Origin of the sequence: Arthrobacter sp. UYCu712, from assembly GCF_040547005.1 — a bacterium.
GTDB lineage: Bacteria > Actinomycetota > Actinomycetes > Actinomycetales > Micrococcaceae > Arthrobacter.
In genome coordinates, this window is the sequence record NZ_JBEPOZ010000004.1 from 267015 (window position 1) to 282542 (window position 15528).

The following is a 15528-nucleotide window of genomic DNA, read 5'->3' on the forward strand; positions in this document are numbered from 1 at the left end:
ATGTCCTTACTCCCCGGGCCCGAGTCTCCGGCTGAACGCTACCGCGCCAGCGCCGAACGGACCGCAGAAGCCAAAACCTCCCTGGGCGGGTTCATCCGCTCGCTGGACTTCGAACTTGACGACTTCCAGCGCGAGTCGTGCCTGTCGCTGCAGGCCGGCCGCGGGGTCCTCGTGGCGGCCCCCACAGGTGCCGGCAAGACGATCGTAGGGGAGTTCGCCATCTATCTGGCGCTCCAGCGCGGCCTCAAGGCCTTCTACACCACCCCGATCAAGGCGCTCAGCAACCAGAAATACTCCGAGCTGGCCGAGAAGTACGGTGCCGCGCAGGTGGGGCTGCTGACGGGCGACACGAGCATCAACGGAGACGCTCCGGTGGTGGTGATGACCACCGAGGTGCTCCGCAACATGCTCTACGCGGACTCGGACACGCTCGGCGACCTGGGATTCGTTGTAATGGACGAGGTCCACTACCTCGCCGACCGCTTCCGCGGCGCCGTCTGGGAAGAGGTCATCATCCACCTGCCCAGCGAGGTCCAGGTGGCGTCCCTGAGCGCCACGGTATCCAACGCCGAAGAATTCGGCGCCTGGCTGGACACCGTGCGCGGACAGACCGACGTGATCGTCTCCGAACACCGCCCGGTGCCGCTCTGGCAGCACGTCATGGTGGGCCGGAAAATCGTGGACCTCTTCGCCGGCGACACGACCTTTGACGAGATCGCACCGGAAGGGGAAGCCGACGTCTCCGCCACCGCGGAAACCGCCGACCTCAGCGCCCGCCCCGGATTCGAGGTCAACCCGGAGCTGCTGTCCATGGCACGGGCTGAAAGCCAGATGAACTTCCGCGGCCGGTTCGGCCACGGCGGCCGCAACCAGCGGCGGCAGCAGCGCCAGCGGGACGATGCCCCGCAGGGCGGCCCGCGGAGCCCGGTCCGGAAAGCGAGCCGGCCACAGGTCATCGCCAGCCTGGACCGGCAGGACCTGCTGCCCGCCATCACTTTCATCTTCTCCCGCGCCGGCTGCGACGCCGCCGTCGCCCAGTGTGTCGCCGCCGGACTCTGGCTGACCACCGAGCAGGAGCAGCTCATCATCGCCCGCCGCGTCGACGAAGCCGCGCAGGACATCCCCTCCGATGACCTGGACGTCCTTGGGTTCTGGAGCTGGCGCGACGGCCTGCTCCGCGGCCTGGCCGCCCACCACGCCGGGATGCTGCCGACCTTCAAGGAGGTCGTGGAAAAGCTCTTCGTCGACGGGTTCGTCAAAGCCGTGTTCGCCACCGAAACCCTGGCGCTCGGGGTCAACATGCCTGCCCGCTGCGTCGTGCTGGAAAAACTCGACAAGTTCAACGGCGAGGCGCACGTCAACATCACGGCGGGGGAATACACCCAGCTGACGGGACGCGCCGGCCGGCGCGGGATCGACGTCGAGGGCCACGCCGTCGTGCTGTGGCAGCCCGGCACCGACCCCGCGGCCGTCGCCGGTCTCGCCTCGCGGCGGACGTACCCGCTGAACTCAAGCTTCCGGCCCACGTACAACATGTCCATCAACCTGCTGGCCCAGTTCGGCCGGCCGCGCGCCCGGGAAATCCTGGAGTCCTCCTTCGCCCAGTTCCAGGCGGACCGGTCCGTCGTCGGGCTGGCCAAGCAGGTCCGGAGCCGGGAAGAATCGCTCGCCGGGTTCAGCAAGGCGATGACGTGCCACCTCGGCGACTTCACCGAATACTCCCGGCTGCTGCGGGCCCTCTCGGACGCCGAGAAGAACGCCTCCAAGAGCGGCTCCCGGGCCCAGAAATCACTGACCGAGGACTCCCTGAGCCGGCTGCTGCCCGGCGACGTGGTGGACGTTCCCAGCGGCAGGGCGCCGGGCCTCGCAGTCGTCCTCAGCTCGGACCACAGCTCGCGGGAACCCCGCCCTGCCGTGATGACCCTGGACAACCAGCTGCGCCGGATCGGCATCCAAGACGTCGAGGGACCGCTCGCGCCGATCACGCGGATCCGGATCCCGAAGTCGTTCAACGCCAAGGTGCCCAAATCGCGGCGTGACCTCGCGTCCTCGGTGCGCAACGCCATCCGGGAGAACCGGCCGCCGGCGCCGCCCAGCCGGAACGACGACTTCGGCCGCGCCGCGGCCCTGCCGAACCAGGAAAAGCGGATTGCGGAGCTGCGGCGCGAGCTGCGCGCCCACCCGTGCCACGGCTGCAGCGAACGGGAAGACCACGCGCGCTGGTCCGAACGCTGGTGGAAGCTGCGGCAGGAGACCGACGGACTGGTCCGCCAGATCCAGGGCCGCACCAACACCATCGCCAAAACCTTTGACCGGGTCTGCGGACTCCTTTCCAGCTACGGCTACCTGGAAACCTCGGACTCCGGTGTCCTCACCATCAGCCGCGACGGCCAGCGGCTGCGACGGATTTACGGGGAGAAGGACCTGCTGATATCCCAATCTCTGCGGATGGGCGCCTTCAATGACCTCGACGCCGCCGAAGTCGCATCCCTCGCGAGCGTCCTGGTGTACCAGGCCAAGCGCGAGGACCGGGGGTTGCGGCCCAAGATGCCCAGCGTCTCGCTCGAATCCGCCGTCGACATCGTCGTGCACGAATGGTCGGCGCTCGAGGACGTGGAAGAGGCCAGCAAGCTGCCGCTCACCGGCGAGCCCGAGCTCGGCCTCGCCTGGCCGATCTACAAGTGGGCCAGGGGCCGGCACCTGCAGGAGGTCCTCAGCGGCACGGACCTCGCCGCCGGGGACTTTGTCCGCTGGGTGAAGCAGGTCATCGACCTGCTGGACCAGCTCGCCAAGATCCCCGGGCTGGACCCGCGTATCGCCCGGCTGTGCGGGGAAGCGATCAAACTCATCAAGCGCGGCGTGGTCGCGTATTCCTCGGTGGCCTAGTGCTCCGTTGACCACGGCACCCTGGAACAGCCACACCAATACCCAGAAATCCACTCCGGACCCGGCCGCCGCGCGCCGGACACCAGCTACAAGGAGCTCCCGCACCATGACCGATTCACCGGCCACCCCCGCAGCCCGCAAGGTGACGCTGTACCGCAACGGCTCCGTCTACACGGCGGCAGACCCGTTTGCGACTGCGATGCTGGTCGACGGCGACACCGTCGCCTGGGTCGGTTCCGAACAGGCCGCCACATCCATCGCCGACTCCTCGATGGACATCGTGGACCTGAAGGGCGCGCTGCTGGCGCCCGGCTTCGTCGACTCCCACGCCCACCTGACTGAGACCGGGATCGCGCTGGACTCATTGCGGCTCGGCGGCGTCAGCTCGGCACGGGAACTGCTCGACGCCGTCGCCGGCTTCTGCGTCTCCGCTTCCAGCGCGGGCGGCACCGTTCTGGGCCACGGCTGGGACGAAACCCTGTGGGCCGATCCCACCCTGCCCTCCCCGGAAGAGCTCGAACGGGCCGCCGTCGGCCGGAAGGTCTACCTTTCCCGGGTCGATGTCCACTCGGCCCTCGTTTCACCTGCCCTTGCGGCGTCGGCCGGACTGGCGGGGCTCGACGGCGTGTCCGCCGGCAGCCAGGTCAAACGGGCCGCGCACACGGCCGCCAGGCTCGCGGCACGTCACCTGCCCGCCGCTGCGCTCCGCGGCTACCAGCAGCAGGCACTCGCAGAAGCGGCGGCCAACGGCTACGTGGCCCTCGCCGAGATGGCGGCACCGCATATCGGCAGCGTTGAGGACCTGCGGCTCGCCGCGGCCTGGAACGACGGCGCGGATGCTGCCCCCGAGATCCTGCCGTACTGGGGCGAGCTGGCCACATCGCAGGAACACGCCCAGTCCATCCTCGACGGCCTGGGCGTCTCCGTCCTGGGCCTCGCCGGGGACCTGAACATCGATGGCTCCATCGGGTCGCGCACCGCTGCGTTGCGCGCGGACTACAGCGACGCGCCGGGGGAGCGGGGCAGCCTGTACCTCCGGGTCGCGGAGGCCGCCGCGCACCTGGCGGCCTGCTCGCTGCTGGGCATCCAGGCCGGTTTCCACGTGATCGGTGACGCCGGGCTCGATGCGGCGCTGGACGCCCTGGACCTGGCCGCCGCCGAGGTCGGGGAGCAACGGGTCCGCGCCGCCGGGCACCGCTTCGAACACGTCGAGCTCGCCGACGCCGACGCCATCGCCCGGCTGGCCAAGTACTCCGTGACGGTCAGCGCGCAGCCCGGCTTCGACTCCGCGTGGGGCGGGGCCGGGAAGCTCTATGAGCAGCGGCTCGGGTCCCGCCACCTGAGGATGAATCCCTTCGCCTCCTTCTACGCCGCCGGGGTCCCGATCAGCTTCGGCAGCGACAGCCCCGTGACGCCGTTGCGGCCCTGGGCGAGCGTCCGCGCGTGCCTGCAGCACAGCAACCCGGCGGAGCAGATTTCTGCCCGCGCCGCGTTCCTTGGCCACACCCGTGCCGGCTGGCGGGCCGCCCGCTACCGGAACCCGATGGCCGGCCAGCTGGTCCCCGGCGCTCCGGCGAGTTTCGCCGTCTGGGAGGTCGAAGAGCTTATGGTGCAGGTGTCCGACGGCAGGGTGCAGTCATGGAGCACGGACCCCCGGGCCCGTACGCCCCTGCTTCCCGCTCTCGACACGGGCACCGAACCGGGCTGCCTGCTGACCGTCCGCGACGGTCGTGAACTCTTCTCGAGCGGCGCCCTGGACGCCTGACACACTCCGGCGTTCGGGCCGAAACATAGCCCGCCGGCGGACGCCGCTGGCCTGCGGCGATGGACAAAAGGGCAGGTCACGATCCGGTTGACAGATGCCGGGGTGCCCGTAGCATTGACCGTCAACGGGGCGTTGCGCAGGTGGCACGGTCCGGACGTCCCCGGTCAGTTCCAGCCAGCCGACTTCGTGTCGGCTGCCTTGGTTGCGGCCACGGGTACCCCCAAGGGGGCGGGTCCATCTCGCAGCAGAAAACAGTTCCGGAGGCACACTTGGCTTCTTCCCGGAACTGGCCCGAAGCGGATGGACCTGCCCGGAGGATGACGGCGGCCTTTGCGGGCCCGGCGACTCCCTATAATGGAGAGTTGCGCCTGGTGTCCGCTAACGGCAGATTTCCCGGCGTTGACCGCCCCCTTCAAGGAAAGGCCTCGCTGTGCGTGTCCTCACGATCATCCCGACCTACAACGAGCTGGAATCGTTGCCCAAGACCCTCGGGCGGCTGCGCACCGCTGTGCCTGCCTCCGACGTCCTGGTTGTTGACGACAACAGCCCCGACGGCACGGGCCAGTTGGCGGACCGGTTCGCCGCGGAGGACAGCCAGGTCCACGTCCTGCACCGCGAAGGCAAGGCAGGCCTGGGCGCCGCCTACATCGCCGGGTTCAGGTGGGGACTCGACGCCGGCTATGACGTCCTGGTGGAGATGGACGCAGACGGCTCGCACCAGCCTGAGCAGCTTCCCCAGCTGCTGGACGCCGTGGAGCAGGGTGCGGACCTTGCCATGGGTTCGCGCTGGGTCCCCGGTGGCAGTGTGGTGAACTGGCCGCTGTACCGCCAGGCGATCTCCCGCGTGGGCAGCACCTACTCGCGGATCATGCTCGGCGTCAAGATCAAGGACGTCACCGGCGGCTTCCGCGCGTTCCGCCGCACCACACTGGAGAAACTCAACCTCGACGCCGTCGACTCGGTCGGCTACGGATTCCAGGTGGACCTCGCCTGGCGTGTGGCGAAGCTCGGGCTGACAATCGTGGAACGCCCTATCACCTTTGTGGAACGTGAACTCGGGGCCTCGAAGATGAGCGGCAACATTGTGGTCGAAGCCATGATCAACGTCACGAAGTGGGGCATCAGGGCCCGCTGGAACAAGCTCACGGGCAAGAAGGCTCTCTAGCAGCAGCCCGCACTTGCGGGATAGGCGCCGGACAACAAAGGGCCGGGCCCGCACCGTCAGTGATGACGGTGCGGGCCCGGCCCTTTTGTGCGCTGCCCGGCAGTTAGGCCGTGCGGCGTTCGCCGCGGCGTTCGCGGAGGATTGTGAGGCGGTCTGCCAGGATCTGCTCAAGCTCGGGGAGGGAGCGGCGTTCCAGCAGCATGTCCCAGTGCGTGCGGACTGCCTTTTCGTTGCTGTTGACGGGACGTTCGCCGTCGACCAGCAAGGCTTCCTTGCCCGTCTTCGAAACCCAGACCGGGGGGATCTCCGCTTCGGAGGAGAAGGTTACGAATACCTGCTCGCCGTCCTCGCAGCGGTACTCGACCCGCTGGCGCGGAGCCGGTTCGACGCCGGATTCGGTCTCCATGCTCTGTGCGCCAAGGCGCATTCCCCGCAGGCTGCGATCGCTCATGTTTTCTCCCTCTATTCGGTTGCAGGGTCATGCCCTGCGTGATCCGGGGGCCGTGAGGCCTCGCCGGACTACTGTGTGCATTGCGTTGCTTTGAGTGGACAACCACTGGGCAAATACCGGATAAATCGTCACTGGATTCAACGCTTTGCGAAGCATAATTGTTCCAACGGTCTGAACCAGCCGGACAAATATTCAAGTATACGGGAACGGCGCACTTCAGGTAAAGCCGCTGCCGCCCGCCTTTCGCCCTGCAGCGTCCGCTCGCGACACAAAGAGGGAGGCACCCGCCCTGGCGGATGCCTCCTCCTATGCCTCTTACTATTGCCTGCCGGCTGATGCCTGCGGGCCGTTTGCCTGGCTAGGCCGGCGGCCGGGCCGGGGGAGTCGCCCCGGCGGACGGGGCGACAGCTTCCGTACCAACGGCACCCGATGCTGCACCCGTTGACGGAGCGCTGGCGGCCCTGCCGTCCGCGTCCGGGCCGAACAGCCCGTCCGAGGCCTGGCCGGCGACCGCGCCACCCAGTGCGTTGCCGATTCCCTTGAGCGCTTCGCCCACTTCGCTCGGAATGATCCAGAGCTTGTTCGCCGAACCCTCAGCGATTTTCGGCAGGGTTTGCAGGTACTGGTAGGCGAGCAGCTTCTGGTCCGGGTTGCCCTTGTGGATGGCATCGAACACTTTCTGGATCGCCTGGGCCTCACCGTCGGCCCGAAGGATCGCCGCCTTGGCGTCGCCTTCGGCCTTCAGGATGGAGGACTGCCGCTGGCCTTCGGCCGTGAGGATGGCCGACTGCTTGGTCCCTTCGGCGGTCAGGATGGCGGCGCGGCGGTCACGCTCGGCGCGCATCTGCTTTTCCATCGAGTCCTGGATGGAGTGGGGCGGGTCGATCGCCTTGAGCTCCACCCGGGAGACGCGGATACCCCAGCGGCCGGTCGCCTCATCCAGGACGCCGCGGAGTTGACCGTTGATCTGGTCGCGGGACGTCAGCGCTTCTTCGAGGTTCAGGCCACCGACGACGTTTCGGAGCGTGGTGGTGGTGAGCTGCTCGACAGCCTGGATGTAGTTGGCGATCTCGTAGGTCGCGGCGCGGGCATCCGTGACCTGGAAGTAGACCACGGTGTCGATCGAGACCACCAGGTTGTCCTCGGTGATCACGGGCTGCGGCGGGAATGACACCACCTGTTCGCGCAGGTCCAGCAGCGGAAGCAGCCGGTCCACGAAGGGGATCAGGATGGTGAGGCCGGGGTTGAGCGTGCGCTGGTACTTGCCCAGCCTTTCGACGACGCCGGCCCGCGCCTGCGGGACAATCCGCACCGAACGCACCAGCACGATAATTACGAACGCAACGAGCACCAGCAGCACTATTGCAACTGCGATATCCATACATCACCTATTCCCCAGATTGTGGTCTTCCTATGGCTGCGGCCGAATGCCCGCCGCGTGTCCTATCGCCGGTGACGGCGGCAGGAAGTCTGTTTCCCCGGTGTCGGGGCATGGCTGGAGTGCATCAGAGGTCCGCCCTCACGGACCTGCGGGTTCCGGCTGCGGTGCCACGACGGCCGTTGCGCCGTCAATGGCACTGACCACCGCGTGCTGGCCGGGCGCGAGGACGCCGGTCTCCGAACGGGCGCTCCAGATATCCCCGCCGATCTTGACCAGTCCGCCGCTCTGGCTGACGGACTCCATGACCAGCGCGGATTCGCCGATGAGGCGTTCGATGTTGCTGCGCTGTTCCGCCGGACCCTTGTGGAGGTGCTTGAGGGCGACCGGCCGCACGAAGCCGATCATGAGAAGGGACACCACGCAGAACGCGACGATCTGGAGCCAAAGGTCGGCGCCGGCGAAGTCGGCAAGCAGCCCGGCCAGGGCGCCGCCTCCGAGCATGATGAAGAACAGGTCGAGAGTGATCATCTCCACTACCGCGAACACCAGGAAACCCGTGAGCCACAGCGCCCACCAGTTTTCGGCCAGCCAATCAAACATCTGTTCCCCCTTCGCCACGGGAGCTACCGGCGCAGCCCCTCAGTAACTGTGATTCCATCCTAGGCTGAAGGCCGCTGACAGTGGGCGGCAGTGCAAAACTGGTGGTCAACGTGGCCAAGTCGTTACTTTGACGCACGCCGCCGGGGCGTCCGGGACGCCCCGGCGGGCACCTGCAGCACGGTCCACGAACGGTGTCCGGGGGCCGGCTCTCAGCGGGGTTCGAAGACGCTGATCCTGAAACGGGCGGAGACGTCGGTGACCGGCGGAAGTCCGGCCGCCAGCGCGGACAGCTTCCCGCGGTCCAGGTGGTGCCCGGCCGGTCCCATCAGGGCCAACCTGGCGACGTCTGCGGGGGAGAGGGCCAGCGGCACGTCCAGGTCCCGGCCGCTGAGCACGGTGAAATGCGCCGCCAGGGACGCCGCGAGCCGTTCGTCCTTCGCCGGTTCGATCCCGAGCATGCCCGTGCGTGCGGCGACCTCGGCAAGATGGCCGGGCCGGGGCGTCACCACCACCAGGCGCCCACCGGGCCGGAGCACGCGGGCGAATTCCGATGCGTTCCGGGGCGCGAAGACCACTGTCACGACGTCGACGGCGGCGTCCGCGACAGGGAGCGGCTGCCACACGTCGCTGACCAGGTTCAGGGCCTCGGGGTTCAGTTTGGCCGCGCGGCGGAGCGCGAACTTCGAGATATCCAGCCCGATCGCCACGGCGGGCGTGCTGTCCCGTACGGTCCTGTCTAGCAGGGCCCGCAGGTACTGCCCGGTGCCGGTTCCGGCGTCGAGCACGGTGGCCGTGGACCCGTGTCCGGCTCCCTGCCGGGCGGCCAGGGCAAGGGCGGAGACTTCGGCTACAGCATCGGCGAGGGGCCGGTAGTGTCCGGCGGCGAGGAATTCGAAGCGGGCCGCAACCATGTCGGCCCCGTCGGCTTCGAACACGGTGCCCTTGCCCACCAGGAAATTGAAGTAGCCCTGCTTGGCGGCATCGAAGCTGTGCCCCGCCGGGCACACCAGCGTCCGGGCCTTGCCGCCGCTGAGCCTGCTTCGGCACACCGGACAGAGCAGGGAAGCAGCGGAGACGGGGGGCATACCGTCCATCCTAGGGCGGCCCTTGGACGGCCGGCGCGCGGCTGCCCTCGCCGGCCCGGCCACAGTGAGCTATTTCACAGCTTGGGAAACTAGGGCTAGGCTCGCACACGTGAAATCCGAACATCTGCCGCTGCTCCATTCCGTCTCCGCTCCTGCCGTCCACCCCGACGGCTCGCGCGCCGTTGTGTCCGTGGTCCGCCCCGACTTCGATGCCGACTCCTACGTGGGCCAGCTCTGGAACGTCCCGCTGGATCCGGACAAGCGTCCGCGCCGGCTGACCCGTGGTTTCCGGGACACGGATCCGGACTTTTCCCCGGACGGCCTGGTGCTGGCATTCCTGCGCGCCGCTCCGGGCGGCAAACCCCAGCTCCACGTCGTGGAGGCTGACGGCGGTGAGCCCCAGGCGGTCACTGATGCGCCGCTCGGCGTTTCCGCATTTTCCTGGTCCCCCGATTCCCACAGAATCGTCTTCAGCGCACGGACCCCGGAGGAAGGCCGCTATGGCAGCGTCGACGGCGTCTCCGCGGGAGGCGAGGACGCCCGGCTGATCACCGAGTACAAGTACCGGATGAACGGCGTGGGCTACACCGCCGACAAGCCGCTTCAGCTCTTCCTGGTGGACCTCCCGGACCTCGACGAGGAGCCGAAGGTGGCACTGACCGGGCGGGCACTGAAAGCCCGCCACACCGTAGCGGCAGCCGCGGATCAAACAGCCGCTGAACAAGCAGCCACCGATCAGGCAGGCACCGATCAGGCAGGCAACGCAGAGGCAGCCGCCACGGCGCCACTGCCGGCCGCGAAGCAGCTGACCACCGCGGCCACTGACCACACGGGCGCCGGCTTCAGCGCCGACGGGAACACCATCTACTTCACCGCCGCACTGCACGAGGGCGCCGATGCCGACCTCGCCAGCGGCATCTACGCGATCGCCGTCGCCGGCGGGGAACCCCGGGCCGTGGCGCCGGCCAATACCGGGCGGCAGAGCGTGCAGGCGGTCCGTGAGTCGCGGGACGGCAAGTGGCTCTTCTTCCTCGCCCAGGACCTTGGCGGCTCGGGCCAGGACTTCGTGGCCCGGAACACCGCCCTGTATGTCCTGCCCGCGGGCGGCGGGGACGCCACAGTGCTGAGCGACATCGAGGGCATGGACCTCGGGTCCAGCGGCGGGATCGAACTGCGCGGCCCGGACAGTGCGCTGCTGCTCAATGATGCCCGGGGGACGACGGAACTGCTGCAGTTCGGTGCCACCGGAGACCACGCGTTGCTGGTCCACGGTGACCGTGTGGTCACCGGGGCTGCCGCCCGGGGCGGATCGCTCGTGCTCAGTTACAGCGACGCGGCGACCGCCGGGGACGTTGCGGTGCTCGACAGCGGAGAGCTGCGCCTCCTGACAGATTTCTCCGCCGGGTTGCGCACCGACGCGGGCATCATCGAGCCGCAGGCGCTGACGTTCCCGTCGACGGACGGCTACCCGGTGCACGGCTGGCTCGTGAAACCGGCAGGGAAGGGTCCGCATCCGGTACTGCTGAACATCCACGGCGGACCGTTTGCCCAGTTCACCGGGGCACTGTTCGACGAAGCCCAGGTCTACGCCGGGGCCGGATATGCGGTGCTGATGTGCAATCCGCGCGGATCGGCCGGCTACGGCCAGGCTCACGGGCAGGCCATCAAAGAGAAGATGGGCACGCTGGACATGCAGGACGTCCTGGCGTTCCTCGACGGCGCCCTCGGCAAATTCGACGAGCTCGATGCGGAGGCCCTGGGCATCATGGGCGGGTCCTACGGCGGTTATCTCACGGCGTGGACCATCAGCCACGACCACCGTTTCAAGGCGGCCATTGTGGAGCGCGGCTTCCTGGACCCCGTCAGCTTTACCGGGTCCTCCGACATCGGCTGGTTCTTCGGCGGTGAATACACCGGCGGCTCGGCCGAGCAGATGCAGGCCCAGAGCCCGATGGCACGGGTGGAGCAAGTGCGCACGCCGTCCCTGGTGATCCACAGCGAGGACGATCTGCGCTGCCCGGTGGAGCAGGGACAGCGCTATTTCACGGCGCTCAAACAACTGGGCGTTGAGGCAGCGTTCCTGGTGTTCCCGGGGGAGAACCATGAGCTTTCACGCTCGGGAACGCCGCATCACCGGAAGCAGCGCTTCGACGAGATCCTTCGGTGGTGGTCCCGGCACCTGCCGCCGGCGGCCAACCCGGCGCGGCAGGACTAGGCCGAAGTCCGGCAGCCGGGCCGTCAGGCAGGAACCCCAGTTCCTGCCGGGCGAGGCTGATGTCCGGCTGGGCCCAGCGGGCGGAGTATTCGGCGTTGTCGCTGAGGGAACGCAGCTCGGCCTTGTCCAGGTAGAGGATGCCGTGCACATGGTCCGTCTCGTGCTGGACGATCCTGGCCTGCCAGCCGTTGAAGTCCCGCTGTTGGACGACTTCATCGGGCGTCAGGTAATCGAGCCGGACGGTCTCGGCCCGGGACGCGGCAGCCTGCAGGCCGTGGACGGAGAGGCACCCTTCGTAAAACGCCACCGTTGAGGTGCCGAGCGGACGGTAGGACGGGTTCAGCATGGCGAAGAACGGCAGCGGCTCCCGTCCGCGGGCCGCGGCCACCTCGGGATCAACCTCGAACTGGTCCTCGAGGACGGCCAGCTGCAGCGGAATGCCGAGCTGCGGGGCGGCGAGGCCGACGCCGGGCGCCTTGTGCATGACGCTGTGCATGAGGTCGATCAGCTGCCCGAGCTCTGCCCCGTTCAACTGGCCGTCGAACGGCGACGCCATGTGACGGAGGGCCGGGTGGCCCGCCTGGACAATCGGCGGAAGGACCCCGGCGGTGAGGATTTCCTGGACGGTTTCGTGAATGCGGGCGGCGCTGAAGTCCGTGGCCTTGGCCGATGGTGACATGGAAACAGACTACTGGGGCGCGCAGGCCGCCGTCACAAAGTCGTAGATGCGGCCGCGCAGCACGGCGCCTGCGTCGATTTTCAGGACGCCTTCCCGGGCTCCTGCGGTGACCCGCAGCGGCAGCAGCGTCCCGACCTTGTCCTCCGCCACGGCGTGCGCGTCGCAGCGCGCGGGCCGGATCCCCAGCCGGAGCTCCTGGGCCGGCCCGCCGGCGCGCACCGGAACGGCCCGCGGCCAGGGCACTGCCGGGTCCTCGGCCAGCAGCGTGGTGCCGTCGATCCGGTCGATCGTTAACGTTGCCGGTTCGTCCGCGGGTCCGGCGTCCCGCGGCGTAATGAGGAGACGCACGACGGCGGTGCGGCCGTCCGCGGAAACGTCCAGACCGGGGTCCAGCCGGAACCCGGCGGCCGCGGATGCCGCCTGCGCGAGGCACATTTCGGTGTTGTTCCGGCTGAGGACACCGAACGGATCCGCCGCGGGCAGTGTTGCCGCGGGTGCGGTCGCCAGCGGGGTGGCCGCCGCGGGCGGAGCCGCGGCCAACATGATGGAGACCGTGGCGGCGTCCTCCGCGCTCCCGGCCGCGGGCCCGCAGACCGGCGGGGGCAATTGTGCCGGGAGGCTCTTCGTCTGCCCCGGAGGGAGCTCGATCCCGCCGGGCGGCCCCTGCCAGCTGATCCCCGCTGTGAACAGCGCGCTCCCGAGCCTGGCGCCCAGCACCGTGACCACGCCGCCGGAGGTGTTGGTGAGCTGGATCGAGACGATCTGCTTGCTGTAGTTGTCGCGGAGCTGGTTGATCTCGGCTGCCACCGGGACGGCCGGCGTCGCCGCCGCGGTGCCCGCGGCGCTTCCGTGTTCCGCACTGCACGCCGTGACGGCCAGCACCGCCGCCATGGCCGCTGCTGGGAGTCCGGAGCGCCGGTGCCTAGCGCGGTGGCAGCCCATGCGGTCAGTGTAATCCCCGCACGGGACCCGCCGGGTGCCTGGTCCGCAGCGTTCGGCTGGTCTCGTTTCATGACTGCCCAGCCCCCTGCTCCTGGCGCCGCCGTCGGCGCCACCCCTCTGGACTGCGTCCTCGGCCTGCTGCGTGCCATCGAGGCCGGCGGCGGGGCGGCGGAAATCGGTCCGTTCCTGGCCGAGGGCTACGTACTCACCGAGGCGCCGCACCTGCTGGCCCCGGCCGGCGCGCGCCGCACCAGGGCTGAGGCGCTGGCGGGCGCGGAAGCCAGCGGCCAGGTGGTGTCCGGGCAGCGCTTCGACGTGCGGCGGACAACATGCGAGGCCGGCCGCGTTGTGCTCGAAGCCGAGTGGACCGCGACCCTGCTGATGGACTTGCGGCACTGGGACGCCGGGGAGGTCATCCGGGCCCGGCTCGCCGCCGTCTTTGAGGTGCGGGACGGCCGGATCGTCAGCCAGGACAGCTACGACTGCTACTACACCCCGGCCTGAGCCGCCTACCGGTCACTGCATGGTGAACCGGCGGGCGGCGAACGAATTCACCGCAGGAACGGCGGCGGCTGCGGAAATCGCGTGGTTGCGCATGCTGAGCAGGGCGCCGCTCAGGGGCCGGCCCAGGGCCATGTTAATTTCGGACTGCCGTACCGCCCTGGCCGCTGCCGCCATCCGGCTGCGTTCGAATCGCCGCAGCTGCGCTCCCGCACCAGAACCCTGCAGCGCGGCGAGGACGAGCGGTGCCAGCGCCACGGCGTCGAGCCAGCCGAGGTTCATTCCCTGGCCCCCGATCGGGCTGACTTCATGGGCGGCGTCACCGATCAGCACAGTCCGGCCGGTGACCATCCGGCGGGCCAGCCGGGTCCGCACGCCGAACCTGTTCAGCATGCTGTTGCTGCGGACGTCGAGGCGGACTCCTGTGCGTTCCCGGACGCGCTCGGCCAGCCAGCCGGCGTCGGGAACGGCGGCGTTTCCGGGGCTGCCCAAGGGCTTCCTGCCGTCCAGCCGGACAACCCAACGGCGCAGCGCACCGGGCAAGGGGAACGACTCGACGATGCCTTCGGGCGCCAGGTAGAGCGCGGCATCCGGGCCGAGGCCGGTGCCGTCGGCGAAGTCTCCCATCAGGTAGCTGTCCGGGTAGTCCTTGGCCGTCACCGCGGTACCTTGGAGGGTCCGCACGGCTGAGCGGACGCCGTCGCAGGCAATCACGAGGGCCGCCGAATATCTTACCCGGCCGGACGGTGTGGTGCCCTCCACGGTGACCTTTCCGCCGTCGTCGTGCAGGCCCGTGAGCCGGACGCCCCGGTGCAGGGCGCCGGAATCGAGCTCCCGGACGCGTTCTTCAAGGACCGCTTCAGTCCGGCTTTGCGGCAGGGACAAGACGAACGGGAAGCTGTCCGACACGCCCGCAAAGCTCATCTCGGCGAGCCGCCGTCCGCTGCCGACGGCGATGCCGTGCCGGATCGGTACGCCCAGGTCAACCAAGTCCTGCGCGACGCCGATCCGGTGCAGCACGTCCAGCGACGGGGGATGGATCCCGATGGCCCGGGAGTGCCGTTCCCGCCCGGCGCGCTGTTCGAGCACCCGCACGTCGACGCCGTCCTGCAGCAGCAGCGCGGCCATCAGGAGCCCCACCGGCCCGCCGCCGACGATCAGGACCTCAGGCACCGGCGGCACTCTTGTCGAGGGTCAGCAGATTCCTGAAAGGGGAGTGGCGGGATACTTTCCAGCCCGGGGGAGCGGCTGCGCTGAGCTCCGGGGCGGTGTAGCTGCGCCGGATGGACGTCAGCCCGTCCTTGCGGATGTAGGAGCCGGTCAACGGCCAGGAAGCGGCAAAGAAGAGGGCATAAGCGGCGGCGCTGCGCCGCAGGTCGTTGTGGATCACCCGTCCGCGGCACAGCTCGGCCGAGTCTGCCAGGAACCCGGGCAGCTCGTCCGCGGCGAGGTGGTGGAGAACATGGTTGGACACCACGAAGTCATAGCGGCGGCCCTCCTGGACCAGCCGGGCTGCCGTCGCCTGCCGGAATGCGACGCTGGCTTCGGTGTGCCGTGCCGCAGCGAAACGGCTGGCCCGCGGATCCGGGTCGATGCCCGTGATCTCGAGCCGGAGTCCGTCCCGGGCGGCCCAGCGGGACAGCATCGCCGGCACGTCGCCGCCGCCGCAGCCGATGTCCAGGAGGGTGCCGGCCGAGCCGGTGCGGAGCAGGGGCCTCAGCTGGCGCAGATAGATGCCCCGCCAGCCCGAGACGGCCCGGTTGACCAGGGCGAACTGCGCGTAGGTGCGGTCCAGCCGCGCCGGGTCGCAGCCGGGCAGATCCATTTCTTCGACGGCATCGGCCGCACGGTCCCGCAG

The 15528-nt window shown here is 69.1% G+C and carries 12 protein-coding genes and 1 pseudogene; 5 read left to right on the forward strand and 8 right to left on the reverse strand.

Going from position 1 to position 15528, the window contains the following annotated elements; translation table 11 throughout:
- The 3 genes from ABIB51_RS06555 (at position 1) to ABIB51_RS06565 (ending at position 5816) form a co-directional block, all read left to right on the forward strand.
- Positions 1 to 2886 carry a DEAD/DEAH box helicase gene (locus tag ABIB51_RS06555; protein WP_354186631.1) on the forward strand — a complete coding sequence of 962 codons (2886 nt, stop codon included), beginning with the start codon at positions 1 to 3 and terminating at the stop codon, positions 2884 to 2886.
- A gap of 106 nt (positions 2887 to 2992) precedes the next feature.
- Entirely contained in the window at positions 2993 to 4651 is a 1659-nt protein-coding gene (locus ABIB51_RS06560; RefSeq protein WP_354186633.1) for an amidohydrolase, read from the forward strand.
- A 430-nt stretch (positions 4652 to 5081) separates the two neighbouring features.
- A complete protein-coding gene (locus tag ABIB51_RS06565; RefSeq protein WP_354186635.1) occupies positions 5082 to 5816 on the forward strand; it encodes a polyprenol monophosphomannose synthase in 735 nt (244 codons plus the stop codon).
- A gap of 103 nt (positions 5817 to 5919) precedes the next feature.
- Here ABIB51_RS06565 and ABIB51_RS06570 read toward each other — a convergent pair whose 3' ends face one another.
- The 4 genes from ABIB51_RS06570 to ABIB51_RS06585 all read right to left on the reverse strand — a co-directional run bounded on the left by ABIB51_RS06570 (position 5920) and on the right by ABIB51_RS06585 (position 9333).
- On the reverse strand, positions 5920 to 6267 hold the full coding sequence (locus tag ABIB51_RS06570; RefSeq protein ID WP_354186637.1) for an RNA polymerase-binding protein RbpA: 348 nt from the start codon (positions 6265 to 6267) through the stop codon (positions 5920 to 5922).
- A 358-nt stretch (positions 6268 to 6625) separates the two neighbouring features.
- Positions 6626 to 7648, reverse strand: a complete 1023-nt coding sequence (locus ABIB51_RS06575) for an SPFH domain-containing protein (protein ID WP_354186639.1) — start codon at positions 7646 to 7648, stop codon at positions 6626 to 6628.
- 138 nt (positions 7649 to 7786) lie between these two features.
- Positions 7787 to 8248, reverse strand: coding sequence for an NfeD family protein (locus tag ABIB51_RS06580; protein WP_354186641.1), 462 nt, complete (start codon positions 8246 to 8248; stop codon positions 7787 to 7789).
- Between the two features lie 209 nt (positions 8249 to 8457).
- Complete coding sequence (locus ABIB51_RS06585) at positions 8458 to 9333, reverse strand: methyltransferase domain-containing protein (RefSeq protein WP_354186643.1); 876 nt, start codon at positions 9331 to 9333, stop codon at positions 8458 to 8460.
- A 109-nt stretch (positions 9334 to 9442) separates the two neighbouring features.
- On the opposite strand from ABIB51_RS06585, the gene ABIB51_RS06590 reads away from it, so the two are divergent.
- The gene (locus tag ABIB51_RS06590; RefSeq protein ID WP_354186645.1) at positions 9443 to 11548 is read left to right on the forward strand and encodes a S9 family peptidase; all 2106 of its coding nucleotides are present in this window, start codon (positions 9443 to 9445) and stop codon (positions 11546 to 11548) included.
- Positions 11549 to 11570: 22 nt separating this feature from the next.
- Here ABIB51_RS06590 and ABIB51_RS06595 read toward each other — a convergent pair.
- Positions 11571 to 12227: pseudogene (locus ABIB51_RS06595) on the reverse strand (peptide deformylase); the annotation flags it as partial.
- 9 nt (positions 12228 to 12236) lie between these two features.
- On the reverse strand, positions 12237 to 13169 hold the full coding sequence (locus ABIB51_RS06600) for a hypothetical protein (protein ID WP_354186647.1): 933 nt from the start codon (positions 13167 to 13169) through the stop codon (positions 12237 to 12239).
- 69 nt (positions 13170 to 13238) lie between these two features.
- Between ABIB51_RS06600 and ABIB51_RS06605 the strand changes: the two genes are divergently transcribed.
- Positions 13239 to 13673, forward strand: a complete 435-nt coding sequence (locus ABIB51_RS06605; RefSeq protein WP_354186649.1) for a nuclear transport factor 2 family protein — start codon at positions 13239 to 13241, stop codon at positions 13671 to 13673.
- A 12-nt stretch (positions 13674 to 13685) separates the two neighbouring features.
- On the opposite strand, the gene ABIB51_RS06610 is transcribed toward ABIB51_RS06605, so the two are convergent.
- Both ABIB51_RS06610 and ABIB51_RS06615 read right to left on the reverse strand, forming a co-directional pair.
- Positions 13686 to 14843 carry an FAD-dependent oxidoreductase gene (locus tag ABIB51_RS06610; RefSeq protein ID WP_354186651.1) on the reverse strand — a complete coding sequence of 386 codons (1158 nt, stop codon included), beginning with the start codon at positions 14841 to 14843 and terminating at the stop codon, positions 13686 to 13688.
- The gene (locus ABIB51_RS06615) at positions 14836 to 15495 is read right to left on the reverse strand and encodes a class I SAM-dependent methyltransferase (protein WP_502916082.1); all 660 of its coding nucleotides are present in this window, start codon (positions 15493 to 15495) and stop codon (positions 14836 to 14838) included. Before ABIB51_RS06615 ends, ABIB51_RS06610 begins: the two co-directional genes overlap by 8 nt.
- Between the last annotated feature and the right edge of the window lie 33 nt (positions 15496 to 15528).